We start from the raw sequence: 24,854 nt of genomic DNA, 5'->3' as shown, positions 1-24,854 counted from the left end.
GTGTGAAATCGCTGTCCCGCCTTCGCGCCTGCGCTAAGTCTCGCGGCCCGCGCTGTAGCACGGGCGGTGTGACTTAACGCAGGCGACTGCGAGGCGCCTGCGATAAAGGGCAGGCGTGGGGAGTTAACGCAGGCGTGGGGAGTTAACGCAGGCGTCGGGACTTATCGCAGGCGAGGGGACTGAACGCAGGCGTCAGGCGATGAAGAGAACCACCGTCGAGCCCACCGGGACCGACGTCCCCTCGGCGGGATCGGTGCCGGAGGCGATATTCAACGCGATCGGGAAGTCCGACGACAACCGCACCTCCACCTTCAGATCCAGGTCCTCCAGCAGCTTCGTCGCCTCCTCGGTGCTCTTCAACCGCACCTCAGGGATGGTCACCATCACCGGCCCCAGCGACTTCGTGATCGTGATCGTGTCTCCGCGCTTACCGTTGCCGGACTTCACGTCCTGCTGGATCACGCGGCCGGCCTCGACGGTGGGGGAGTTCTCCTCCTGCACCTTGACCTTGAACCCGAGCTCCTCCAGCCGCTTGACGGCATCGTCGGCCACCTCTCCGGTGGTGTCGGGGATGGCGATCGGCTCCGGCCCCTTCGAGACCGTCAGGTTGATCTCAGTGCCAGGCTTCAGCTGCGCCCCCACCTCCTGAGACGCCGTCAGCACCTGCCCCACCGGCGCCGTCTCGGAGAACGCCTCCGTGACCGTGCCCACCGTCATCCTGCCCTCGACGATGGCCCGCTCAGCATCCGGCAGCGCGGCACCCACCACCTCCGGCATCGGGTACCGCTCCGGGCCCTTCGAGATCACGATGCTGACCGTGGAGCCGCGCAGCAGCCGGTCACCCGCCGTCGGATCCGTGCTGATCACCAGCCCGGCGGGCACCGTCTCGGAGTACGCCTCGCTGGAGGACACCTCCAGTGCATTGGCGGTGGCGGCCTCCCCGGCCTTAGCGGCGTTGAGGTTGGTCATCGTGGGGACCGTGGTGAACCGGCCCGCCATCCACCACCACGAGCCGAATCCGGCCCCCGCGGTGAGCATCACGACCAGCAGCACCGCGATCACCCCGCGTCGCCGTCGGTGCACAGGGTCGTGGGAGATGTGAAGCTGCGGGAACACGGGCGTGCGGTGGCTGCGGGGAGCTGAGCTCGGCTGAGGTCTCGGCGACACCGGGGACTGCCCCGTGCGCGACCCGGCCGCCCCCGACCGCGACCCAGCCCCGGCCCCAGGCCGCGACCCAGCCGTCGAACCCGGCATCGACACCCCAGCGGCGAGCCCAGCCCCCGCGACACCACCCCCCGCGACACCTCCACCCTGCGGACGCCACTGGTCACCCTCGCGCCGCACGACGACGGTCTCGGGCGAGTTCGGCGACACCGGCCTGGGGCGCTCCGAGGTCCGCGGGTACCCCGCGACCGTCTCGTCCTCCGCCGGACTCGCCGGCAGGATCGCGGCCGCTAGCGCAGGGTTGTCCGACCCGCCGGTGCGCGCCAGCTCGTGCCGCACGCGCCGCACGGCGGTGAGCAGCTCCCGGCCGTCGGCGATGCGGGCCCGCGGGTCGCGCGCCACGCAGGCCAGCACGATCGTGTCGATGTAGTCCGGGATCTGCCAGTCCGCCGCGTGCCCGATCTCCGCCAGCCGATCCGACGGCCGCTCGATGTCGACGTTCACGTGCCGGTAGGCGATCTGGTAGTTGTTCTCGCCGGTGTGGGGCTTGCGGCCGGTGAGCATCTCGAAGAGCACGACGCCGGCGGAGTAGATGTCGCTGCGGGAATCCGGCCGCGAGTGCGTCACGAGCTCCGGCGGCAGGTAGCTGGCGGTACCGACGAGCACGCCGGTGGCCGTCATCTGCGGCGAACCCACCTGGCGCGCCAACCCGAAGTCGGCCACCTTCACCTGCCCGCGCGTGGTGATCATCACGTTCTCGGGCTTGATGTCGCGGTGCACCACCCCGGCCTCGTGCGCGGCCGCCAGGGCCGCGGCCACCTGCTCGAAGATCTCCAGCGCCCGCTCGGGGGGCAGCGGGGCCTCCCGGCTGATCACCCGGCGCAACGTCTCGCCGTCGATGAACTCCATCACGATGTAGGGCTGCCCCTGCGAGGTGCCCTGGTCGAAGACGCTGACGACGGCGGGGTGGCTGAGCACGGCGGCGGAGCGGGCCTCGCGGTCGAACTTGGCCGCGAACTCGTCGTCCTCGCCGAGGTCGCTGCGCATCACCTTGACTGCCACCGCGCGCGACAGGCGTAGGTCGCGCGCGCGATAGACCGTGGCCATGCCGCCGCGCGCAACTTTCGCCACAATCTCGTAGCGGTCGTCGAGCACGTGACCGACCAACGGGTCGAAAGTGCTGTTCATACCACTCCATGCACGGTCGGGGAAGAGGCCGTACGAGCCCGTCTGGACCCCGAGTGTAGTGCCGTCGCGGGGTCCAGCCCACGCCGGAGGCGCGGCGAGTCGGCCAAGAAGGGGGTCGCGCCGCCCCGCCTGCGGCTAAATTGGGCTTTCATGACAGCCCTCGTCGGACTCAAGACCCGCCTGCGCCTGGCGCGCCTCGCCGTCGTCATCCCGCCGGACAAGGCTGAGCCGGAGGCCGCGGACTTCGCGGCCCACGGCGCCGACCTGCTCCTCTTCACGCGCGGTGAACGCAGCGTGGAGGAGGCCGCGGAGGTGATCGACGTGGCCCGCAGGCGGCTCTTCGGGCTGCAGACCATCGTGGCCACGGATTCGGCGGACGTCGGCGAGGCGTCCAAGGCCGACGTCGTGTACTACCGACGGCCCGGCTGGCGCCCGTTCGGGTTCCGGAGGCCGCACGAGTACTCCCTGCTGGGCCGCTCCATCGACGGCGCGGACCAGGGGGACACGGTGGACGGCGATCCGTTCAACTTCGCCTTCGTCGGGCCCGCCGTCGACGACGACCGGGTCACGGACGCGCTGGAGGAGATGGCTCGGCGCTACCCGCCGATGGCGCTCCCGGCCGGGCCGGTGTGGTTCGCGGCGGGAGGGATCGATCCGGGCAACGTGGCCGCGGTGATCGCGGCGGGGGCGCGGAGGGTGACGGTGTCGAGCTCGGTGTTCCGCTCGGACGAGCCGTTCGCCGTCACGCAGGCGCTGGCCGACGCGCTCAAGGCGGCGTGGGTCGCGGAGCCGGGCGCCGAGGCCTACGGCCAGGACGCCTTCACGGCCTGACGGGCGGAGCCCACAGGCGGGTCGAATCCCCGCGGATGACCGCCGTGATCCACCACGCCGCCTCCACCGCGACCATGCCCGTCGCGCCCGCGACGAGGCCCACCGTCAGCGCCGCCGAATTCGTCGTGTCGAGCTGCAGCGCGTCGTGCCACACGGGGATGTAGAACATGAGGAAGTAGAACCCGTACGCGAACGCCACCAGCCCCACCCTCCACCAGTAGTAGGGCCGCGCGACGGTGGCCAGCACCCACGTGGCGGTCATGATCAGCGCGATAAGGGTGGCCGTCGACGCCTGCTGCTGCACCGTGTCCGACACCTCGCCGAAGCCGCGGGTCATCACGTAGGTGACCGTGGCCACCGCGGTCACCGTGAGGCCACCGGGCACCGCGACCGTCAACGTCCTGCGCACGAAGCCCGGCCGCGCCCGCTCCCGGTTGGGGGCGAGGCTGAGCAGGAACGCCGGGATGCCGATGGTGAACCACCCCACCACAGTCATCTGCAGCGGCAGGAACGGGTTCGGCAGCCCCATCAGCCCGATCACCAGCGCCAGACCCACCGCGTAGATCGTCTTGGTGAGGAACAGCTTCGCCACCCGCTCGATGTTGCCGATCACCCGCCGCCCCTCCGCGACGACGTAGGGGAGCGTGGCGAACCTGTCGTCGAGCAGCACGATCTGCGACACCGCCCGCGTGGCCGGCGCCCCGGATCCCATCGCCACTCCCAGGTCGGCGTCCTTGAGCGCCAGCACGTCGTTGACGCCGTCGCCGGTCATCGCCACCACCTGCCCGCGGTGCTGCAGCGCCCGGACCATCTGCCGCTTCTGCTCCGGGACCACCCGGCCGAACACGTCGTTGGCCTCGACGGCGTCCGCCAGCTCCTCGGAGCCGCCGGCGGGGAGGGAGCGGGCGTCGATCGGGTCGCCGATGTCGACGCCCAGCGAGCGGGTGACGGCCCCGACGGAGGCCGCGTTGTCGCCCGAGATCACCTTCACCCGCACGCCCTGCTCCTGGAAGTAGGCCAGCGTGTCCGCCGCGTCCGGACGGGTCAGCTGGTCCAGCACCACCAGCGCCAAGGGGGTGAGGTGCCCGGGGGCGTCATCGTCGTCCACCCGCGCGGCACAGCTGCCCAGCATCAGCACGCGGCGCCCTGACGCGGCGATGGCGTCGGCGTGCGCGGCGACGGCGGGCTCGGCCAGCACGTCCGGCGCGCCCAGCACCCATGTCTCGCCACTGCCGAAGCTCGCCCCGGACCATTTCTTGGCCGAGGTGAACGGCGCCCGGGCGGTCACCGGCCACGGCTCCGCTGCCGGCCCGATTGCCGCGGCCACGGCCTGCATCGACGCGTTGGGCGCGGGATCCGCCGCCACCAGCTGCGCGAGCACCTCGCGGGCGCGGGCGTCGTCGCCGGCGAGGCACACGATCTCGCCGAGCGTCATCGCGTTCTGGGTGAGGGTGCCGGTCTTGTCCGCGCACACCACGCTCACCCGCGCCAGGCCCTCGATCGCCGGCAGCTCCTGCACCAGGCACTGCCGCCGACCCAACCGGATCACGCCCAGCGCGAACGCCATGGAGGTCAGCAGCACCAACCCCTCCGGCACCATCGGCACCAGCGCCCCCACCATCCGCAGCGCCGACTCCTGCCACGTCGTATCCGGCTGGTTGAACTGGACGTAGATGGTCAGCGCGCCCACCGGAACCAGCAGGAACGAGACGTACTTGAGGATCTGGTTGATGCCCTGACGCAGCTCCGAGTGCACCAGCGTGAACTTCGCGGCCTGCGCCACGATCTGCGCGGCGTAGGCCTCGGCGCCGATCTTCTCCGCGGTGTAGGCGCCCGACCCGGACACGACGAAGGCGCCCGAGAGCACCTCGTCGCCTGGGCCCTTGGCCACCGGGTCCGCCTCGCCCGTCAGCAGCGACTCGTCCACCTCCAGGTAGTCCGCTGCCACCACGGTCCCGTCGACGACGATCTGATCCCCCGGATGGACGACGATGAGGTCGTCGATCACCACGTCGTCGCGGGCGATCTGGCGGCGCTCGCCGTCGCGCACGACGACGGGGTGCGCCTCGCCGACCACCGCCAGATTGTCCAGGGTGCGCTTGGCCCGCAGCTCCTGAATGATGCCGATGATGGAGTTGAAAACGATGAGTGTTGAGAACAACCCCTGGCTCGGGCTGCCGGTGCTGAGCACGATGACGAAGAGCACGAACAGGATGCCGTTGACGCGGGTCACCACGTTGGCCCGCACGATGCCCCACGTGGTCCGGCCGGAGCGCGACGGCAGCGTGTTGACCTGCCCGGCGGCCACCCGCTGCGCGACCTCGGCAGAGCTCAGCCCCCTCAGCTCAGGGTCAGTGGGCACTCTGCACGCTCAGCTCCGGGTCAGTGGGCACGCTGCACGCTCCGCGCGGCGAGCTCGCCCAGCGCGGTGCGGCCGTCGGGGGTGAGGTTCGCCCGGTCCAGCACGGCGAGCGCGCGGGTGAGGCTGTCGTCGATGATGCCCTCCACGTGGGCGCGGGCGCCGGACTCGTCGATGAGCCGGCCGGCGCGGGAGACGTCTGCGTCGGTCAGGCCCGGCGCGCCGAGGATGCCCTCCAGCTCGGCCGCGGCCTGCGGGGCCGAGTCGGCGAGCGCGCGCAGCACCAGGACGGTGCGCTTGCCCTCGCGGATGTCGCCGCCGTAGGGCTTGCCGGTGACGGCCTCGTCGCCGTAGACGCCCAGCACGTCGTCGCGAAGTTGGAAGGCGCGCCCGATGATGGAGCCGAACTCGCCGAGCGCGTCGATGAGGGCGTCGTCGGCGCCCGCGAGCGCGGCCCCGATCTGGGCGGGCCGACGGATGGAGTAGCTGGCGGACTTGTACTCCAGCACGCGCTGCGCTACGTCCAGCTCCTCGGCGACGGTGACCGCGCCGGTCACGCCGTACTGGGCGGCGACGTCGAGGTACTGCCCGGCGGTGACCTCGGCCCGCATGAGGCTGAGCAGCGGGCGCGCCCGGTCCAGGTGCGCGGCGCCGGAGGAATCCACCAGGTCCACGCTCCACATCAGCAGCAGGTCCCCGAGCAGGATGGCCGACGAGGTGCCGAACTCGGCGGCGGCGCCGCGACCCTCCTGCCCGGCGTGGAGCTGCTCGAAGCGCTTGTGGGCGGCGGGGAGGCCGCGGCGGGTGTCGGCGTCGTCGATGAGGTCGTCGTGGACCAGGGCGCTGACGTGCAGCAGGTCCAGGGAGGAGGCCACCTTGAGGAGGGGCGCGTCGTCGTGCGGGTGCCCGGCCGCCGCCACGTAGGACCAGTAGCAGTAGGCGGGCCGCAGCCGCTTCCCGCCGGAGGTGCCTTCGCGGGCCACCTCCAGCAGCGCGGTGGCGCCGATGGCGGTGAGCATGGGCTCCTGGGCGGCCAGGTAGGCGTCGATCGTTTCGCTGACCGCGGACAGCAGCGGCGCACCGAGCGGGGAGGAGGGGTCCAGGGAGCGGCTCACGGTTCGAGCTTAGTAGCCCGGCTCGTATTGTTGGCCCATGCCTGTCACCGAGACGAGCCTGCGGAGCGTGGGCGAGCTGATCCGCGCAGCCCACGGCCCCCTGTACTCGTTCGAGTTCTTCCCTCCCCGCTCCGAGGAGGAGGAGCCCGTGCTGTGGGCCGCCGTCGAGGCGCTGGCGCCGCTCGAGCCGTCGTTCGTGTCGGTGACCTACGGGGCGAACGGGTCGCGGCGGGACCGCACCATCCGCGCCACCCGTCGGATCGCGGCCTCCGGAGGCCCGCTGACGGTGGGGCACCTGACGTGCGTGGCGCAGTCGAAGGCGGAGCTGGCCGAGGCGCTGGCCGAGTACCGCGAGGCGGGCGTGACCAACATCCTGGCCATCCGCGGAGACATGCCCGGCGGCGGACCGTGGACTGCGCACCCCGACGGGTTGGCCAACGCCACCGAGCTGGTGAAGTTCGTCAAGGCGGAGGGCGACTTCTGCGTGGGTGTCGCGGCGTTCGCGAACCCGCACGAGACCAGCAACGACCCGGACCTCGACGCGCAGATCCTCCTGGACAAGGTGGAGGCGGGCGCCGAGTTCGCCATCACGCAGCTTTTCTTCGAGGGGGAGCGCTACGGCGAACTGGTGGAGCGGATGCGCGGGCTGGGCTGCGAGGTGCCGATCATCCCGGGGATCATGCCGTTGACGGTCTTGTCGCAGATCGAGCGGTTCGCGGACCTGTCCGGGCGGGAGTTGCCGGCGTCGTTGGTCGCGGAGTTGCGGGCCTGCTCGTCGAAGGAGGAGGTGCGGGAGGCGGGGTTGGCTGCCGCGGTGCGGTTGTGTCGCGGGCTGCTGGACGCCGGCGCCCCCGGGTTGCAGTTCTTCACCCAGAACCGCTCGAAGGCGACCCGTGAGGTCCTCGCCGAGCTGAAGGGCACCGCCCCCGCCCCCTGAGGAGCCGCCTCGCCGGAGGCGCGGGCGGTGTCGGTCTTCGTTCCCTGAGGAGCCGCCTCGCCGGAGGCGCGGGCGGTGTCGGTCTTCGTTCCCTGAGGAGCCGCCTCGCCGGAGGCGCGGGCGGTGTCTCGAAGGGTTGTGTCGCAACCCTGTGAGCAAGACTGCTTGTCAGGTCAGGTTACGACCCTTCGAGACGGCCCAGGCCGCTGCGCGGCTGGACCTCCTCAGGGATCGATCGGGTCCCTCCCAAGGGAGTGATCAGGCGAGGAGGGAGCGCCAAGCGGAGGTGTCGACGTCGACCGTCACCATCCGCTGCGTCGCCCTCGTCAACGCCACGTACAGCACCCGCTCCGCGCCCGGGGCCTCCGCGACAATCCCGTCCGGCGACACCACCACCACGCCGTCGTACTCCAACCCCTTCGCCTGCAGCGCCGTCACCACGATGAGCCGGTTCTCGAACTCGCGCAGCCGCACGTCCTGCATCACGAACCGCTGCACGTCCTGGATCAGCGACGGCGGGCAGATCACGCCGATGGTGCCGTTCACCTGCCCGGCCAGCTCGATGAGCTCGTCGCGCAGCACGCCGTGCAGCGCGTCGGAGGTGGCGTGCACCAGCCTGGGCTCGACCCCCGTCGAGCGCACCGCCTTCGGCAGCTCCGCGCCCGGGAACACCTTGGTGATCACCTTCGCCGCCATCGCGTACACCTCGCTGGGGGAGCGGTAGTTGGTGCTCAGCGTGAACGTCCGGCTGGGCCCGCGACCCACGAGGTCCGCCAACGCCCGCGACGTCTCCTCCTGGTCCGGGTAGGAACTCTGCGCAGGGTCCCCGACGATGGTCCACGACGACTGGGGGCCCCGTCGGCGAAGCATCCTCCACTGCATGGGCGTCACGTCCTGGCCCTCGTCGACGAGGATGTGCGCGTAGGTGGTCTGCGGATCCTCGTCCGGGTCCACCACCCGCTCGAAGCGCAGCACATCCGTGGTGCTGAGCACCTCCGGCACGTCCCCGCCCTCGATGAACACGTCCATCTCGGGCTCCGGATCCTCCGGGGCCGCGCCCAGCACGTCGATCAGCTCGTCCAGCAGCGCGATGTCCGCCACAGACCAGCCGCGCACGATCTCCGGCCCCTCGTCCCCGCCCGCGACCCACGCGTAGGAGCGCACCAGGGCCGACTGCTCGTCGGCCGACAGCTCCGGGGCCACCGCGGCCACGACGGCGGGGTCCGCCAACCTGGCGAGCACCCGGGTGGCGGTGAGGGTGGGCCACCAGGCGTGCATGAACATCGCCAGGCTGGGATGCTCGCGGACCCTGTCCTCCAGCTCGGCGGGCTCGATGGGCACGTCGTCGGGGAACTTCCGGATGAGGGCGTGCACCACCTGATCCGTGGCCTGCTTGCGGCCGCGATTGAGCTTGGTGTTGGACAGCACCTGATCCCGGATGCGGCTCAGCTCGGACTCGCCGAGCCCGAGCACCTCACCCTTGACGGTGACCCGCACCCGCAGCGCCTCCGGGTGGGCGATCATCGGGGTGCGGACCAGGCGCCGCAGGACCTTCAGCATGCCGAGGCTGCCCTTGATGGTCGCCGCGGCCGACCCGTCGACCCGCTCGCTGGTCAGGCCCAGCACGTCGCCCGCGATCCCGCCGATGGCCTTCAGCGTCACGGTGTCCTCGCCGAGGCTGGGCAGCACCCGCTCGATGTAGTTCATGAACACGTTCGACGGGCCCACCACCAGCACGCCGCCCTTCTCCAGGCGGGCACGGTTGGTGTAGAGCAGATAGGCGGCGCGGTGCAACGCCACCACCGTCTTGCCGGTGCCGGGTCCGCCCGCGATCACCGTGACTCCCTGGTAGGGGGCACGGATGGCCTCGTCCTGCTCGGCCTGGATGGTGGCGACGATGTCTCGCATGGTGCGCCCGCGGGCCCGGCTGAGCGCGGCCATGAGGGCGCCCTCGCCGAAGATGGGCAGCTCGGACTCGGCGGAGCCGTCGAGGAGGTCGTCCTCGAGCCCGATCACCCGGTCGTCGCGGCAGCGGAGGACGCGACGGCGGATCACGTCCATCGGTTCGGCCTGCGTGGCGCGGTAGAACGGTTCGGCGGCGGGGGCGCGCCAGTCGATCACCAGCGGCTCGTACTCCTCGTCGCGCACCCCGATGCGGCCGATGTAGCGGGTCTCCTCCGTGGTGAGGTCGATGCGGCCGAAGACCAGGCCGTCGTGCTCGGCGTCCAGGATGGCGAGCCGTCGGGCGGCCTGGTAGGCGAACGCGTCGCGCTCGAACAGGGCGGTGCCGTCCTCCTCGCGAAGGAAGTTGGTGCGGTCGGTGAGGAAGATCTCCCGTCCCGCCTGGGCCATCGACTTGGCGCTGGCAGTGGCGGTGGACAGGTTGGCGTAGACCTTGTCGACGTGGCCCTGTTCCAGGGCGATCTCTTGTTCGAGTCCCGCGCGCGATGTAGTCAACTTCTTTGCATCCTCCGGTTGAGACAGACAGTCAAGCCTACTCGGTTCATGGGCCGGGGTTCACCGGCGTTCGTGGTGTGGGAGGTGTGCCGACGCTGGGCGCTCCCCGGGTGCCCACCGTGCATGCCGACGACAGGCGATCCCGCTCGACGCCAGCGGTAGGTCCAGACGCCTGCGGTAGGTCCAGACGCCAGCGATCCCGCTCGACGCCAGCGATAGGTCCAGACGCCTGCGGTAGGTCCAGACGCCTGCGATCTAGCGCTGGCGCCTCCTACACGCCTGCCTTGCGTCTCGCCGCCAGCGCTAGAGGGCAGGCGGCGAGAAGTAGCGCAGGCGCCGTCCGGTCCCGAGCGCAGGAGGGCAGGCGGCAAGAAGTAGCGCAGGCGGCAAGAAGTAACGCCGGCGCCTCCCCGCCCGCCCAGCCCAGTAGGTCCCGGAATTGTGCACGCAAATGCGCCGAAACCAATGTCGGGGCTGCTCTATTCCCCAGAAGTTAGTCATGTCAAACTTGTCGCGTGGACCCTTCTCGCCAACGCCTGTTCCCCGGCCTCTTCTTCATCGACGCCGTGTTGGAGGCCGCCGACACCAAGGCGGAAATGTCCAGCCGGATCACGCTGCAGTACCTCCAGCGGGCCGCCATGGCGGGGATCCTCATCGGCCTGTTCTACCTGGCCTACTTCACGGTGCTGTCCGTCTTCGACTCCATCGAGTCCCTCGGCGAGGGCGGCTACGGGCTCGGCAAGGCCGTCGGCGCCTTCGTGTTCGGCTGGGCGCTGGTGTTCATCTACTACACCAAGTCCGAACTCCTCACCTCCAACATGATGGTCACCTCCATCGCGGTCTACCACCGCCGGCTGGGGCAGCTGCGCGGGCTCATGCTGCTCGTGCTGTGCTTCCTGGGCAACGCGATCGGCGGCCTGCTGCTCGCCACCATGGCGCGCTTCTCCACGCTGACCGCCGGGCACGTCGGGGAGAAGATGCTGGGAGCGGTGGAGGTCAAGCTGGGCTACATGACCACCGCGTCGGGGATGGGCGACCTGTTCGTCCGCGCCATCCTCTGCAACCTCATGATCAACGTGGCGATGCTGCTGGTCTACAACGGCTTTCTCAAGGACTCCATCACCATGGCGCTGACCATGGTGATGTCGGTGTTCATCTTCGCGTTCCTGGGGCTCGAGCACTCGGTGGCCAACACTGTCCTGTTCACCATCGTGGGCTTCACCCAGGGGATCGACGTGCTGCCCGCCATGGGCAACGTGGCGATAGCCCTGCTGGGCAACTTCATCGGCGGCGGCGTGCTGATCGGCATCTACTACGCCTACGTCAACGACGACCGCCGGATCGGTCGACGCGCGGGCTGAGCTACCGCCGCGCCCTGTTCGTCGGGCGCGCGTCCTCGCCGGTGAGGCGCTCATGCACCTCGTAGACGGCCAGCGCGGCGCTGGCCAGCTCCGCCCAGGGCTCCGGGCCGGCGGGTGAGCACGACGACGCGGCCGGCCTCCCCGATGCCACCGGCGCCCGCCGCAGCACCGCCCGTGCCGACCGCGGCTCCACCCCCCACTCGACATCAGGCAAGGCCCGGCCGAAGTCCCACGTCAGCTCGCGCCCGGGAATCCGCCAGCGCAGCACCGGCGCCTGCCCGGTGTGGTCCACCGTCTCGGCCGCCCCCTCGCCCGCGACATCCGCACCCTCGCCCGCGACATCCACCTCCGCCTGCCCGACGGCGGGGGCCAGCGCTGCCCGCCCCCACCGGGGCCGACGGGGGAGGCAGTCGACGGCGGGCTCACCGACCACGCGGTCCACGGCCACCCCGTCACCGGCCACCCCGTCGACGATCTCCACCCGGCGCGTGGCCAGGCGGCCCTCGAGCAGCTCGATCAGGCACCCGCCCGGCTGCGCGCGACCGGCGTCGTCGACCACCTGCCACCGCCCGAACGTGCGCTCCACCACCAGCCGGGTGGCCAGCAGCCCGGGCGCCCGCCGCGACCGCGTGCCGGCCACCGGCGCTAGGTCCAGCACGATCCGCGCCAGGTGCGGATGCCCCGCCCGGTCCGCGACATCGGCGAGCGGGCGGTCCAGCAGCAGCGCCCGCCGGTCCTCCGCGGTCCGGGGCGCGTCCGGCCGCTCCACACCGAACCGCCGCGCGGCCAGCCAGGCCCCGTCGAGGGAGTCGAGGAGGTCGCGCCACCGCTCCGCGACGGGTTGCCCGTACCGCCCGCTCAGCACCGCGAACTGCCGCCCGCGCTCGGTGGGCAGCGCCAGTTCGGCGCCGTCGTCGAAGCGGTGCACGGCGGGTGGCGCCTCCACCATCGCCAGGCCGGCCCGTGCCAGCTCGGCCTCGAGCGGGCGGCCGGATTTCTTGAACAGGTCGCGCCAGGTGGCGGGCAGGGTGACGACGGGGGGCAGCTGCCCGCGCTCCGCCGCCCAGCGCCCCCCGAGCGGTCCGCCGGCCAGGTCCAGGCGCACCGGATGGCCCAGTTTTGCCAGCCGCGCGGCGCAGGCCATGCCGGCCAGCGTGCCGCCTCGGATCGTGAGCATGCGGCCCAGGATAGGGCTTGACGTTCTGTCGGAGGGGGGGCATATAGTAGGAACTACCGCACGCCTGTTCGATTAGTTCGGGGAAGCTCTGGTTGGGCACGGCGCCGCGGTATGGGCCGCTCCGGCCCGGCGCAGCCTCGACCCCTGCGTCGGGCCGGGGCTCCCGGGTCGAATCGCACAGTCCATCAGACGATCCCCGGGAGGCACCCATGCGCACATATCAGGAACCCATCCACGTGCTGTTCCGCGACGAGCCGCGGCAGTTCATCTGGCGTGACCGGCTGCTGCTGGTCAAGGAGGTCCAGGGCCGCTGGAGCCAGGCCACCCCGTGGTGGTCGGGCCGGCAGGTGCGCGCCGCCCGCGGGGAGGAGGTCGCCCCCGCCCCCGCCCCCACCCGGGACGGGGAGGAGCCCCCCAGAGCCGAAGTCCCGCCAGCCCGCGGCGACCTGCTCAGCGAGCGGGAGGTGTGGCGGGTGGAGGCCGGAAACGGGAGCCATCGCGGCGTCTACGAGCTGGCGCGCACCGTCGATGCCGACAACTGGGTGCTGCAGGCGGTGCTTGACTGATGATCGACTTCAGCCAGGCCCGGCGCCTCGCCGCCGAGGCCGAGCACGCGGACCTGCCGACGGAGCGCTACCTGGCCGCCTACCGTTCGGCGGAGCAGGTGGCCATCGCCGCCATCTCGGCAGCCCCCGTGGGCACGCGGCCCCGCCAGGACGTGTGGTCGCTGCTCTACCGGGTTGCGCCGGAGTTCGGGGAGTGGGCCGGGTTCTTCGCCGCGGTGGCGCCCAAGGCGCGTGCCGTACAGGCGGGCGCCAGGGCGCTGGTCACCGAGCGTGACGCCGCGGACCTGGTCCGCGACTCGCAGCAGTACCTCGCCGAGACGGCGCGCTGGCTGGGCCGCCGGGAGCAGGCGGGACGGCAGCAGGCAGGCCATCAGCAGGCAGGCCGGGAGCAGGCGGGTCGTCAGCAGGCGGGCCATCAGCAGGCGGGACGGCAGCAGGCGGCCGCGAAGGCGTCGTGATGGACAGCTTCGTGCACCTGCGCGTGGCCTCGGGCTACTCCTTCCAGTACGGCGCCTCCCACCCCGGCGAGCTGGTGGCCGAGGCGGTGCGCCACGGCATGGACGCGCTCGCACTCACGGACCGCGGCGGCCTCTACGGCGCCGTGCGGTTCGCGAAGGCCTGCCTCAAGGCGGGGATCGCGCCCATCGTCGGGGTGGACCTGGCGGTCCGGCCGGACGGCTGGCGCCCCACCAGGCGCCCCACGGCGGCCCGCGGCGGGCAACTGCGCGACGAGCGGCTCCCGCGGCTCGTGGTGCTGGCCACCTCCCGGGCCGGGTGGGGCACGCTGTGCGAGCTCATCACCGCCGCCCAGCTCACCGGCGAGCGGGGGGACCCGGCGGTCACCCTGGAGATGATCGCGCGGCACTGCGCGGGGCGCGACGCGGTGGTGCTGCTCGGCGCGGACTCGGAGGTGGGCGAGGCGCTGGCCGCCGGCCGCCCGGACCTCGCGGAGGACGCCGCCACCCGGTGGCGCTCCGAGCTGGGGCACGGGCTGGTCCTGGCCGCCACCAACCATCAGACGGGCGGGCGCGGGGCCGCGTCGGCCCACCAGGCCGCCGGCATGATCCGGCTGGCGCGCCGGCTCGCGGTCCCCGTCGTCCTCACCAACGCGGCGCGGATGGCGCGGCGGGAGCAGGCCGCCACCGCGGACGTGCTGGACGCCGCCCGCCGGCTGGCCCCGCTGGACGTGCGCACCATCGACAGGCGCAACGCCGAGGGCTACCTGAAGCCGGGGGAGGCGATGGCGGCCGCGGCGGAGGAGGCGGCCCGCCTGGCGGGTGAGCCGGACGGCACGGCGCTGCTGCGCGCCACCCGGCACCTGGCCGAGCGCTGCCGGCTGGACCCCGTCGGCGACGTCGGGCTGGGGGAGATCCGGCTGCCCGAGTTCGAGACCCTCGGCACCACGCTGGTCGAGGCGCCCGGGGTGCTGCGCGCGCGCTGCGAGGCGGGCCTGGCGCAGCGCTACGCCACCCTCACCCCCGAGGTGACCGGCCGTCTCGACGACGAGCTGTCCGTGATCGGCAGGCTCGGGTTCGAGTCCTACTTCCTCACGGTGGCAGACGTGGTGGGCCTCATCCGGGAGCTCGGCATCCGCTGCGCGGCCCGCGGCTCGGGCGCCGGCAGCCTGGTCAACTACGCGCTCGGGATCTCCGGGGTGGACCCCATCCGGCACGGCCTGATCATGGAGCGGTTCCTCTCCCCGCTGCGGGTGGCGCTGCCGGACATCGACCTGGACGTGGAATCCGCCCGCCGCACCGAGGTCTACGACAAAATCCTCGCCACGTTCGGCGGCCAGCGGGTGGCCTGCGTGGCCATGATCGAGACCTACCGGGTGCGCCACGCCGTCCGGGATGTGGGCGCCGCGCTCAGCCTGCCGCCGGTGGAGGTGGACGCCATGGCCAAGGCGTTCCCGCACATCCGCGCCCGGGACGCCCGCGCCGCCCTGCGGGACCTGCCCGAGCTGCGCGCCGCAGGCCTGGGGGAGGAGCGCCTCGATGTGCTGTTCTCACTGGTCGAATCGCTCGACGGGCTGCCCCGGCACATCGCCCTGCACCCCTGCGGCGTGATCCTCAGCGACTCGTCGCTCGGGCAGCGCACCCCGCTGGAGGCCAGCTTCGGCGGCTATCCGATGAGCCAGTTCGACAAGGACGACGTGGAGGACCTGGGCCTGCTCAAGCTGGACGTCCTCGGCATCCGGATGCAGTCGGCCATGTCGCACGCGCTGACGGAGATCGCGCGCACCTCGCCGGCCGGGCCCCCGCCGCTCATCGACGACCTGGACCCCTTCGACGACCCGGCCGTCTACGACATGATCGCCCACCGCGCCACGCTCGGCTGCTTCCAGATCGAGTCGCCCGGCCAGCGGGAGCTGGTGGGCAAGTTCGGCCCCGAGACCTTCCACGACCTCATCGTCGACATCTCCCTCTTCCGTCCCGGCCCGGTGAAGTCGGACATGATCACCCCGTTCCTGGAGGCGCGGCAGGGCTGGGCGCAGCCCGAATACCTGCACCCCAGCCTCATCCCGGCCCTCGAGCAGACCCAGGGCGTGGTCGTGTTCCACGAGCAGATCATCCAGATCATCTCGGTGGCCACCGGCTGCACCCTGGCCCAGGGCGACGAGGTGCGCCGGGCGCTCGGAGACAAGGAGGGCCAGGCGCAGGTCAAGGAGTGGTTCTGGCCCAAGGCCCGCGCCCGCGGCTACGACGAGCACATCGTCGAGCAGATCTGGGAGATCCTCGTCTCGTTCGCCTCCTTCGGGTTCTGCAAGGCGCACGCCGCCGCGTTCGCGCTGCCCACCTACCAGTCGGCGTGGCTGAAGCGCTACTACCCGGCGCACTTCCTCGCCGGCATCCTCACCCATGACCCGGGCATGTACCCCAAGCGGCTGCTGCTGGAGGAGGCCCGCCGCATGAACATCGCGGTGCTCGGCCTGGACGTCAACCGCAGCACCGCCCAGTACCGCGCCGAGGCGCTGGCCGACGGCGAGGCCGCGGAGGAGCCGATGGCGCTGCCGGAGCACCTCGCCATCGGCGCCCCGCCCACCATGGACGGGCTGCCGCAGGTCGACGGCTGGGGCATCCGGCTCTCGCTGGCAGACGTCAAGGGCATCGCCGAGGCGGAGATGGAGCGCATCGTCGCCGGGCAGCCCTACGCCTCGCTCACGGACTTCTGGGGGCGGGCCCGGGTGGCCGAGCCCGTCGTCGAACGGCTCATCCTGGCCGGCGCCTTCGACGCCCTCTACCGCATCGGCCGTCACGCCGCGGTGCAGCGCCGCGGCCAGATCACCCGCCGGGACCTGCTGCTGGCGCTGGCGGACCTGCACCGCCAGCGGCGGGCGGACGAGCGGGTGGTGTCGCGGGCGAAGGGGCGGCGCAGGAGTGTCGCGGGGACGGACCCCGGGGAGCTCGCCTGGGCGCAGCGGCAGCGGGCGGGCCATCCGCCGCAGGCGGTGCAGGGCGCGCTGGACTTCGGCGTCGGTGAGACGGAGCCGACGGCGGACGTGCCGGTCACCGGGCTGCCGGAGATGGACGACGAGCAGCGGCTGAAGGCGGAGCTGGAGATCCTCGGCCTGGACGTCAGCCACCACATCATGGAGCGCTACCTGCCGCTGCTGCGGGCGCTCGGCGCCACCAGTTCGCGCACCCTGCTGCAGCAGCGCAACCAGGCCGAGATCCTCGTCGCGGGCGTGAAGGTGGCCACCCAGACGCCCCCGGTGCGCTCCGGGCGGCGCGTGATCTTCGTCACCCTGGATGACTCCACCGGCCCGGTGGACGCCACCTTCTTCGAGGACGCGCAGGGCCCGTACGCGGCCACGGTGTTCGCCTCCTGGATGGTGCTGGTGCGCGGCAAGGTCCGCCGCACCGGCCCGCGGGGGGTCTCCATCCGCGCCACCGGCTGCTGGGACCTGGGCAGGCTGGACGAGGCGTGGCGGGCGGCGCTGTCCGAGGGGGCCACCGAGGCCGAGGCTGTCGCGGCGGTGGCGGCCATCATCGACGAGGTGCCCGTGGGCTACTCCCTGGTGGGCCAGTGGCACCCCGCGCCGGCCGAGCGGCAGGCCCCGGCCGCCCAGCCCGCACCGGGCGTCGACGAGGAGCCGCCCCCGGACCCGCAGGAACACACCCGCGCGGGCGGCATGGGGCGCCGCCGGGTGCTGGTGCACGCCAGCGGGTTCACGCAGTCGCCCTACGCGGACATCAAGCCGGCGGGCACCGGCGCGGCCGAGGCACCACGCAAGCTGTGGCACTCCAGCCCGGGAAGCTCAGGGAGATGAGATGCCAGTCATCGCGCATGTGGACATGGACGCCTTCTACGCGTCGGTGGAGATGGCCCGGCACCCAGAGCTGCGGGAGGTGCCGATGTTCGTCGGCGGCTCCACCCGCGGGGTGGTGCTCTCGGCCAACTACCCGGCGCGCCGGTTCGGGATCGGCGCGGGCATGCCGTCGAGCCGGGCCAGGCGCCTGTGCCCGCAGGTGGCCGTGATCCACCCGGACTTCGACCACTACACGGCGGTCTCCGACGGCATCCGCGAGATCTTCGACACGGTGACGGACCGGGTGGAGATGGCCTCCATCGACGAGGCGTTCATCGACCTCACCACGGCGCTGCGCCGCCTCGGCGGGGACCCGGTTGCCATCGGGGAGACGCTCCGCGCCCAGGTGATGGACGAGCAGGGGGTGCCCTGCTCGATGGGCATCGGCCCCAGCAAGTTCATCGCCAAGCTGGCGTCGAAGGCCGCCAAGCCGGACGGCCTGGTGCGGGTCCGCCCCGAGGAGGTCATCGCGTTCCTGCACCCGCTGCCGGTGGAGGCCATCTGGGGGGTGGGGGAGGCGACGGCGGCGCGGCTGCACCGGCTGGGCCTCAGCACCGTCCGCGACATCGCCAACACCCCCCGTTCCACCCTGCAGCGGGCGCTCGGCGACGGGCAGGGCGCGCTCCTGCTGGACCTTGCCTGGGGCCGCGACGACCGCTCCGTCCTGGCCCGAGAGCCCGCCGAGCACAGCGTCGGCTCGCAGGAGACGTTCCCGCAGGACACCGACGACGCGGGCGTGGTGGCCACGGAGATCCTGCGGATGGCGGACCGCACCGCGTCGCGGATGCGGGCGCAGTCCATGGTGGGGCGCACGGTGACGCTGTCGGTGCGGTTCGCGGACTTCACCACCATCACCCGCACCGGCACGATCTCCGCCCCCACGGACCGCACCAACGACATCTACGCCGAGGCGATGCGGCTGTTCACCAAGCTCAACCTGCAGCGCGCCCGGATCCGCAGGGTGGGGGTCCGGATGGAGAAGCTGGTGCCGAAGGCCAGCACCTACGAGCAGCCCGCGCTGGACGAGCCGGCCCGCGGATGGACGGAGGCAGAGCAGGCCATCGACAAGGCGGTGCTGCGGTTCGGCCCGCACGCCGTGCGGCGGGCCACCCTCACCCGCCGAAGGGATGAGCGAACTGATCCACACCTGATCCATGCCTGATACACATTCGCAACGGTCCCCCAGCAGCATGGGGGAGATGAAACTCCTTGTCATCGCGCCCGCCTCCCGCTATCAGCCCGGCCACTTCGGCGAGCTCCTGGTGGCGCTGGCGGACCGGACTGTCGCCCTCGCCCGCGAGGCTGGCTGGATCACCACCCTCATCGGCATGCAGGACTGCGGGGATCACGTGTGGCACGCGGCGCTCGCTGCCGCGGACGCGGTGGTGCTGCTCGGCGGGCACGACGTGGACCCGCGCGTCTACAAGGGCAGGAACGAGTATCCCGGGTCCGGGGACCACCTGGGCACCGCGGACCGCCGCTCGATCGCCGTGGTGCAGGCCTGCCGCGCGGACCGCCGCCCGCTGCTGGGGATCTGCCGCGGGATGCAGTTGATCAACGTGGCCTACGGGGGGAACCTGTCTCCGGACCTGTTCACCGCCCAGACCCACCGGCTCCCCGACGGCCAGCGCGGCATGTTGGACCACCTCGTCGACGTGGAGGCCGGGTCGCGGTTGGCGGACGCGCTCCCAGCTGAGCGGTTGACGGTGCGCAGCTCGCACCATCAGGGCGTCGAACGACTGGGCGAGGGCCTGAGGCCCACGGCGTGGGCCACTCACGACGGCGTGATCGAGGGGATCGAGGACCCGGACCGCCCCGTCCTGGCGGTGCAATGGCACCCGGAGGACGAGGGGGCGGAGCCGGATCAGCTCACCGGTCTGCTGGGCTGGCTGGCCGCGCACATCCGCAGCACCGAGGCACCCCGCGCGAGCGCCTGAGGAGGATCAGAGGTCGCCCTGTTGGCGACGGCGCCACCGCTCCTCAAGCTTGTCCATGAAGTCCTGCGATGGGTTGGTCGACGGCGAGGGCCGCGGCGCGCTGGGCCCGCGCCTGCTGGGCTGGGCGCCCTCGTCACCCACCCTGCGCCACGAGTTGATGCCGATCAGCGCCGCGCCGAGCATGAGCAGGAAGCCGAGCACGCTCACCGCGGGGTGCACCTGGACCCCCACCAACAACACCACGACGCCGGCGATGAACCCCACGCCGGCGATGGCCGCCCTGCGGCGGTGAATGCGGATGGTCGACGACCCGCTCAGCGTGTCAGCGAGCTTGGGGTCCTCGGCCATGAGGGACGCTTCAAGCTGCTCCAGCAGCTTTCGTTCCTGCTCAGAAAGCGCCATTGGTTCTCCCTCGTCGACCTTTCGTTCCAGTCTATGCGCCGGGTCAACCGGCGGGAAGTCGACGCCAGAGAGAGGCCGGCAGGAGGATCGCCCTGGCCCGCACCATGGCCGAGGAGTCCGCCCAGAGCGAGGCCCGCACCGCGCGCACCTGGGCGGGCAGCCGCCCAGGATCCGCCGCGTCACGCGAGAACCTACTCACCTCGACGGTGTGCGCGAGCTCCCGCAGCGCCGCCGCGCCGTTGGGGGGAAGGTCCACGGACTCCGACACCGGCCCGGGGGAGCCGTCCGGCCAGGGCCGGCGGAAGTCCCGGAACAGGGCCTCCACCTCCGTCCACGCCGAACCGGCCGCGACCCTCGCCTCCTGGCCGCCGCGCAGCCTCCACCACCGCTGCCCCCGCCGGACCGCGGCGGGCACGCTCAGCGCGACCAGCGCGATCCCGGCGAGCAGCCAGTCCAGCCATCCCACGTCGCCGTCGCCGCCCGGGGCGCTGGGCTGGAACGTGGGCATCGGCTCCTCGGAGGGGAGCGCAGACGGCAGGGTCGTGGGCGTCGACGGGCTGGGTGACGGCGAATCCGACGGTGCGCCTGAGGGCTGCGTGGCCGGATCGGTGTACTCGGGAGGGCCGTCGAACGCGGGGGTGGGCTCGAACGGCACCCAGCCGAGCCCGTCGAGGAAGAGCTCCGGCCAGGCGTGGGCGTCGTGCGCGGTGACCTCGAAGGTGCCGTCCTCGAGGCGCTCGCCGGGGGCGAACCCGACGGCCATCCGCGCGGGGATCCCCTCGAGGCGGGCCATGGTGATCATGGCCGCGGCGAAGTGGATGCAGTAGCCTGCCCGCTCCTCGAGGAGGAAGGCGCTGATGGCGTCGGAGCCGGTCGACGGCGGGGCCTCGAGCGAGTAGGTGAAGGCGTCCGAGCGGAGGAACTCCTGGATGGCCAGCGCCTTCTGGCCGGCGGTGGCGGCCTCGGAGACCACGTCGGCGGTCAGGTCCGTGACCACGGGGGCGAGCCCCTCAGGCACCGCGACAGTGACGGCGTTGACGCCGCCGCCTGCCTCGGCCGCCTCGATGTCCTCCCGCGACGGGGACGGCAGGGTGGAGACCACGGAGTAGTTGAGGTCGATCGTCTGTTCCAGGCGGTCCGGGCCGGAGGCCACGATGCTCATCGTGTCCGGGTCGAAGCTCCAGCTGCCGTCGGCGTCGATGGACTCGGCCGCGAACGGGGCGGGTAGGTACTCCGACGGCACGCCGGCCATGGCCACGTCGATCTCGACGCGTTCGCCGGGGAACGTGTGGGCGCCCGCCAGCCCGATCCGCGAGAGGCGCATGGGGAGCAGGCGCGCCCCTGCGGTGGTGAGCTCCGGCAGCGCGACGGTGCGCATGTAGACGCTCTCGTCGTTGGAGGTGCGATACGTGAGGATGCGGGTGTCCGCGGGCCGCTTGAGATCCTGCTCCAGGCGGACGGTGGGGTCGCTGAGCTGGATGGGGCCGTCCGGGCCGTCGCTGTTCCAGGGCTGCTTCTGCCCGAGCGGCACCAGCGGGGCGAGCACGAGCGCCAGGGCCACCGCGACCGCCCCGAACGCCACCGCCACCTGCGCCCGCGACAGAAGGTAGGCGCCGACGCGCGACGCCTTGCCGGTGACCTCGTCGGCCAGCCCCGTGGCGCTCACCAGCAACGCCAGGTAGCCCACCACCACGGGCAGCACGAACACGAACGACAGCTCGTCGATGACCGCGATGGACGCGATGCCGTACACCAGCGCCACCGGCGCGATGGCCCACGCCGGCTGTTCCAGGACGTTGACCAGCAGCTCCACCACCAGGATCAGCAGCCCGGTGAGCGCCACGATGAGCCACATCAGACCGGGGGTGGGCTCGACGGGCGCGGCGCTGGTGCGGATGGTCACCACGCCCTCGGCGACCAGCGCCTGCATCGAGCCCAGCGGATCCGTGATGCCCGCGCCGGCAAGGGAGGTTGCCCGCCAGACCACGTAGGCGCCGCCCGCGAGGATCTGGAGCATCAGCACCAGCATCCGCGGCAGGTGGAGCGCGGCGAGCGCGGCCCCGGTGACACCGACGATCCCCAGCACGACGGCGGACTCGACGAGGTAGCCCGCGCCCTGCACCATCGTCGAGAGCGGGAGCAGCCCGAGCCAGAGCGCGACCGCGGCCACGAGGCTGGTCCAGGGGTGGTAGCTGAACCTCACCGCGACACCCGCTTCCACACCTGGGGCATCGGCTCCCCCGGCGCGTAGGCCTCGATGGTCCAGCCGTGGTTGCGCAGCAGCCTGCAGGCGTCGTCGTGCTCGTCGTCGGCGGCCCCCCAGGCGCGCGCGTCCGGCACCAGCGCCACCAGGCTCCGCGCCCGCCCCCCGGCGGCCACCAGCGCCGCCGCGTCCGCCGCCCGCAGCAGGCCGGTGGCCGCGACGATCGAGGACGCCGAGGTGAGCGCCTCGGTGTCCGTGACGGCGCGCCCCAGCCACGTCTCCTCCGACGGCGCCAGGTCCGTCATGGCCTCCACCATCGCGTGCCGCGCCCCGTGCCCGACGGCGTGGCCAGACTCGAACACCGTCCCCGACGGCGCCACCACGGACAGCCGGTAGCGGCCCTCCACCAGCAGCGCCGCGATCGAGGTGACGGCGGAGACCGCCCACTCGAGGCTGCCCGTGGGGCCCTCGCCGAGGTGCGCGTCGAGCCTGTTGTCCACGATGAGCGTGCTCGACGGGTCCCACGGATGCTCCTCGAGCCGGACCATGAGGTCGCCCTGCTTGGCGCTCATCTTCCAGTGCACCCGACGCATGTCGTCGCCGTGGCGGTGCTCGCGCACCAGCACGTCGTCCTGACCGGCCTGCCCGATCCGCTGCGGGGTCGCGTCGCCCGCCGCGCCCAGCCCCGCCCCGCCGGTGAGCTCGCCGAGCGGCCACACCCGAGGCGTGACCCGCAGGAGGGTCGTCTCGCCGGCAGCCGTGAACGTGCGCAGGGCGAGGCCGAACGGGTCCGCGGCGGAGCCCAGCAGCGGGCCGATCTCGAACCGCCCCCGGAGCGCAGCCTCCAACGTGTAGCCCACGGCCTGACGCCACCGGCCGAAGCCGCGGGCGATCACGAAGGCCGCCCCACCCCCCAGCGGGTCGGGTGCGGTGTCCAGGAAGCGCAGGGCGCTGGCCTGCGCCGGGGACTGGTTGGCCACCTGCAGCACCACCCGGGTGGAGGTGCCGACGGGGATGGTGGGCGGGGTGAGCGAGCGTTGGTGGCTGACGCGTGGGCGCGCCAGCACGAGGTAGCCCGCGGCGAGCAGGGGCAGCACCGCCAGGGTCAGCGCCACCCACATGAGGTCGCGCTCACCCAGGTAGCCGGCCCCGGCGGTGGCCGCGACACCCAGGACCAGCAGCATGATGCCGCGGCCCGTCAGCCGGGTTCCCCGCTTGGGCAACGCCTCAGCCCCGGTTCGGTGCGGGGGTGGCGTCGACGATGGCCCCGATGATGCTCTCCGGGTCCCGCCGCGACACCTGGGCCTCCACCGTCGGCAGCACCCGGTGCGCCAGCACGGCCACCGCGAGGCTGCGCACGTCCTCGGGGATCACGTAGTCCCGGCCCGCCAGCGCAGCCTCCACGCGGGAGGCCCGCATGAGGTGCAGCGACGCGCGGGGGCTGGCCCCCAGCCGGAGGTCCGGGTGGCGCCGGGTGCCCTCGGAGATGGCGACGATGTAGTCGTTGATCACCGGGGCCACGTAGACGCTGCGGATGGTGCGGACGGCGGCGGCGATGGCGGCGGCGTCGGTGACCGGCGAGATGCTGGCCAACTGGTCCCCGCCGGCGTTGTGGGTGAGCATCGCCACCTCGGCCTGCCGCGCCGGGTAGCCCATGGTGATGCGCGCCATGAACCGGTCGCGCTGCGCCTCGGGGAGGGGATAGGTGCCCTCCATCTCGATGGGGTTCTGGGTGGCGATCACCATGAAGGGCTCGCTCAGTTGATACGTGTGCCCGTCCGCGGACACCTGGCCCTCGGCCATGGCCTCCAGCAGCGCGGACTGCGTCTTGGGGGAGGCGCGGTTGATCTCGTCGCCCAGCACGATGTGGGCGAAGATGCCGCCCGGCTTGAACTCGAACTCGCGCGTGGCCTGGTTGAACACCGACACGCCGGTCACATCGCTGGGCAGCAGGTCCGGCGTGAACTGGATGCGCTTGACGTTGCCGGAGATGGCGCGGCCCAGCGACTTCGCCAGCACCGTCTTCCCCACCCCGGGGACGTCCTCGATGAGCAGGTGGCCCTCAGCGAGCAGCACCGCCACGGCCATCCGGATCTGATGGGGCTTGCCCTCGATCACCCGGCCCATCTCTGCGGCGATGTCGCGGGCGAGCTTGGAGACCTCGGCGAGCGAGGGGGTGACGGGCTGGTTCACCGGGACTCCTTCTGGTGGCGGGCCGGGACGGCGGTTCCAGCGTAGTTGCCAGCGGCAACGACCAGCCAACACGCCACAAAGTGGTGCCCCGGTGGGGGGAAGTGGGGTACGGTGGGGCGAAATGGAGCGAAGTGGATGGCTAGTGGAGCGAAGGGGGGCGCACACCGATGTTTCTGGGGACCTACACACCCAAGTTGGACGAGAAGGGGCGCCTCATCCTGCCCGCCAGGTTCCGCGACGCCTTGGAGGCCGGACTGGTGGTCACCCGCACCCAGGAGCGGGCGTTGGCCGTCTACCCCAAGGACACGTTCGAGGCGCTGATGGCAGAGGCCATGAGCGCCCCGAGCACCGTGAAGCAGGTCCGCGACTATCAGCGCATGATGACGGCGGGCGCCAGCTTCGAAGTTCCGGACCGGCAAGGGCGGGTGACCATCCCCCAGATCCTGCGCGACTACGCCGGCCTGGATCGCGACGTCGTGGTGATCGGAGCGATGAACCGCGCCGAGATCTGGGACGCCGAGACCTGGCAGACCTACTCCGCGGCCAGCGAAGAGGGTTTCGCCGGCATGGACGACGAACTCAGCGCCTTCCACAGGCTCTGACGGCCCACCCGGTGGCTCCCGGCCGGCGGCCCTGACCTCACTTCCCCGATGTC

The 24,854-nt window shown here is 72.2% G+C and carries 18 protein-coding genes; 9 read left to right on the top strand and 9 right to left on the bottom strand.

Features of this window, described 5'->3' with window-relative positions; genetic code table 11:
* Positions 1-192 precede the first annotated feature (192 nt).
* Positions 193-2,352: a Stk1 family PASTA domain-containing Ser/Thr kinase gene (locus H5398_RS11090; RefSeq protein ID WP_182800041.1), complete on the bottom strand. Its 2,160-nt coding sequence runs from the start codon at positions 2,350-2,352 to the stop codon at positions 193-195.
* Positions 2,353-2,502: 150 nt separating this feature from the next.
* On the opposite strand from H5398_RS11090, the gene H5398_RS11085 reads away from it, so the two are divergent.
* Complete coding sequence (locus H5398_RS11085) at positions 2,503-3,183, top strand: thiamine phosphate synthase (protein WP_182800040.1); 681 nt, start codon at positions 2,503-2,505, stop codon at positions 3,181-3,183.
* Here the strand turns inward: H5398_RS11085 and H5398_RS11080 are convergent.
* Complete coding sequence (locus H5398_RS11080) at positions 3,173-5,545, bottom strand: HAD-IC family P-type ATPase (RefSeq protein ID WP_182800039.1); 2,373 nt, start codon at positions 5,543-5,545, stop codon at positions 3,173-3,175. The two genes, H5398_RS11085 and H5398_RS11080, sit on opposite strands and share 11 nt — an antisense overlap.
* A 20-nt stretch (positions 5,546-5,565) precedes the next feature.
* Positions 5,566-6,657, bottom strand: a complete 1,092-nt coding sequence (locus H5398_RS11075) for a polyprenyl synthetase family protein (protein ID WP_370586114.1) — start codon at positions 6,655-6,657, stop codon at positions 5,566-5,568.
* Positions 6,658-6,694: 37 nt separating this feature from the next.
* On the opposite strand from H5398_RS11075, the gene H5398_RS11070 reads away from it, so the two are divergent.
* On the top strand, positions 6,695-7,594 hold the full coding sequence (locus H5398_RS11070; protein WP_182800038.1) for a methylenetetrahydrofolate reductase: 900 nt from the start codon (positions 6,695-6,697) through the stop codon (positions 7,592-7,594).
* 258 nt (positions 7,595-7,852) lie between these two features.
* Here H5398_RS11070 and H5398_RS11065 read toward each other — a convergent pair whose 3' ends face one another.
* Complete coding sequence (locus tag H5398_RS11065) at positions 7,853-10,051, bottom strand: UvrD-helicase domain-containing protein (RefSeq protein WP_220489355.1); 2,199 nt, start codon at positions 10,049-10,051, stop codon at positions 7,853-7,855.
* A 515-nt stretch (positions 10,052-10,566) separates the two neighbouring features.
* On the opposite strand from H5398_RS11065, the gene H5398_RS11060 reads away from it, so the two are divergent.
* Positions 10,567-11,412: a formate/nitrite transporter family protein gene (locus H5398_RS11060; protein WP_220489354.1), complete on the top strand. Its 846-nt coding sequence runs from the start codon at positions 10,567-10,569 to the stop codon at positions 11,410-11,412.
* Between the two features lies 1 nt (position 11,413).
* On the opposite strand, the gene H5398_RS11055 is transcribed toward H5398_RS11060, so the two are convergent.
* Positions 11,414-12,589 (bottom strand): hypothetical protein, encoded by a 1,176-nt coding sequence (locus tag H5398_RS11055; RefSeq protein ID WP_182800037.1) that lies wholly within the window; start codon positions 12,587-12,589, stop codon positions 11,414-11,416.
* A gap of 209 nt (positions 12,590-12,798) precedes the next feature.
* On the opposite strand from H5398_RS11055, the gene H5398_RS11050 reads away from it, so the two are divergent.
* From H5398_RS11050 to H5398_RS11030, 5 genes are read left to right on the top strand one after another with little or no spacing between them, the layout of a single operon-like run.
* Positions 12,799-13,155 (top strand): DUF6504 family protein, encoded by a 357-nt coding sequence (locus H5398_RS11050; RefSeq protein WP_182782593.1) that lies wholly within the window; start codon positions 12,799-12,801, stop codon positions 13,153-13,155.
* Positions 13,155-13,613 (top strand): SAV_6107 family HEPN domain-containing protein, encoded by a 459-nt coding sequence (locus H5398_RS16850; protein ID WP_220489353.1) that lies wholly within the window; start codon positions 13,155-13,157, stop codon positions 13,611-13,613. Before H5398_RS11050 ends, H5398_RS16850 begins: the two co-directional genes overlap by 1 nt.
* Positions 13,613-17,425: a DNA polymerase III subunit alpha gene (locus H5398_RS11040; RefSeq protein WP_220489352.1), complete on the top strand. Its 3,813-nt coding sequence runs from the start codon at positions 13,613-13,615 to the stop codon at positions 17,423-17,425. Before H5398_RS16850 ends, H5398_RS11040 begins: the two co-directional genes overlap by 1 nt.
* Before the next feature lies 1 nt (position 17,426).
* The gene (dinB, locus tag H5398_RS11035; protein ID WP_182800035.1) at positions 17,427-18,626 is read left to right on the top strand and encodes a DNA polymerase IV; all 1,200 of its coding nucleotides are present in this window, start codon (positions 17,427-17,429) and stop codon (positions 18,624-18,626) included.
* 37 nt (positions 18,627-18,663) lie between these two features.
* Complete coding sequence (locus H5398_RS11030) at positions 18,664-19,401, top strand: gamma-glutamyl-gamma-aminobutyrate hydrolase family protein (RefSeq protein WP_182800034.1); 738 nt, start codon at positions 18,664-18,666, stop codon at positions 19,399-19,401.
* A 6-nt stretch (positions 19,402-19,407) separates the two neighbouring features.
* On the opposite strand, the gene H5398_RS11025 is transcribed toward H5398_RS11030, so the two are convergent.
* Genes H5398_RS11025 through H5398_RS11010 form a run of 4 tightly spaced genes read right to left on the bottom strand, consistent with a single transcriptional unit; the run spans position 19,408 to position 24,133 of the window.
* Positions 19,408-19,803, bottom strand: coding sequence for a DUF3040 domain-containing protein (locus tag H5398_RS11025; protein ID WP_182782598.1), 396 nt, complete (start codon positions 19,801-19,803; stop codon positions 19,408-19,410).
* A 43-nt stretch (positions 19,804-19,846) separates the two neighbouring features.
* Positions 19,847-22,024 (bottom strand): transglutaminase domain-containing protein, encoded by a 2,178-nt coding sequence (locus tag H5398_RS11020; protein ID WP_182800033.1) that lies wholly within the window; start codon positions 22,022-22,024, stop codon positions 19,847-19,849.
* Positions 22,003-23,229, bottom strand: a complete 1,227-nt coding sequence (locus tag H5398_RS11015; protein ID WP_182782600.1) for a DUF58 domain-containing protein — start codon at positions 23,227-23,229, stop codon at positions 22,003-22,005. The genes H5398_RS11020 and H5398_RS11015 overlap by 22 nt, the downstream gene beginning before the upstream one ends.
* Before the next feature lie 4 nt (positions 23,230-23,233).
* Positions 23,234-24,133 (bottom strand): MoxR family ATPase, encoded by a 900-nt coding sequence (locus H5398_RS11010; protein WP_182782635.1) that lies wholly within the window; start codon positions 24,131-24,133, stop codon positions 23,234-23,236.
* 233 nt (positions 24,134-24,366) lie between these two features.
* Here H5398_RS11010 and mraZ point away from each other — a divergent pair, with 233 nt between their 5' ends.
* Positions 24,367-24,801, top strand: coding sequence for a division/cell wall cluster transcriptional repressor MraZ (gene mraZ, locus H5398_RS11005; RefSeq protein ID WP_182782601.1), 435 nt, complete (start codon positions 24,367-24,369; stop codon positions 24,799-24,801).
* Positions 24,802-24,854: the final 53 nt, after the last annotated feature.

It is taken from the genome of Tessaracoccus sp. MC1679 (assembly GCF_014164775.1).
GTDB lineage: Bacteria > Actinomycetota > Actinomycetes > Propionibacteriales > Propionibacteriaceae > Arachnia.
The sequence above is the reverse complement of the archived record's forward strand: the minus strand, read 5'-3'. Positions and strand labels throughout refer to the sequence as shown.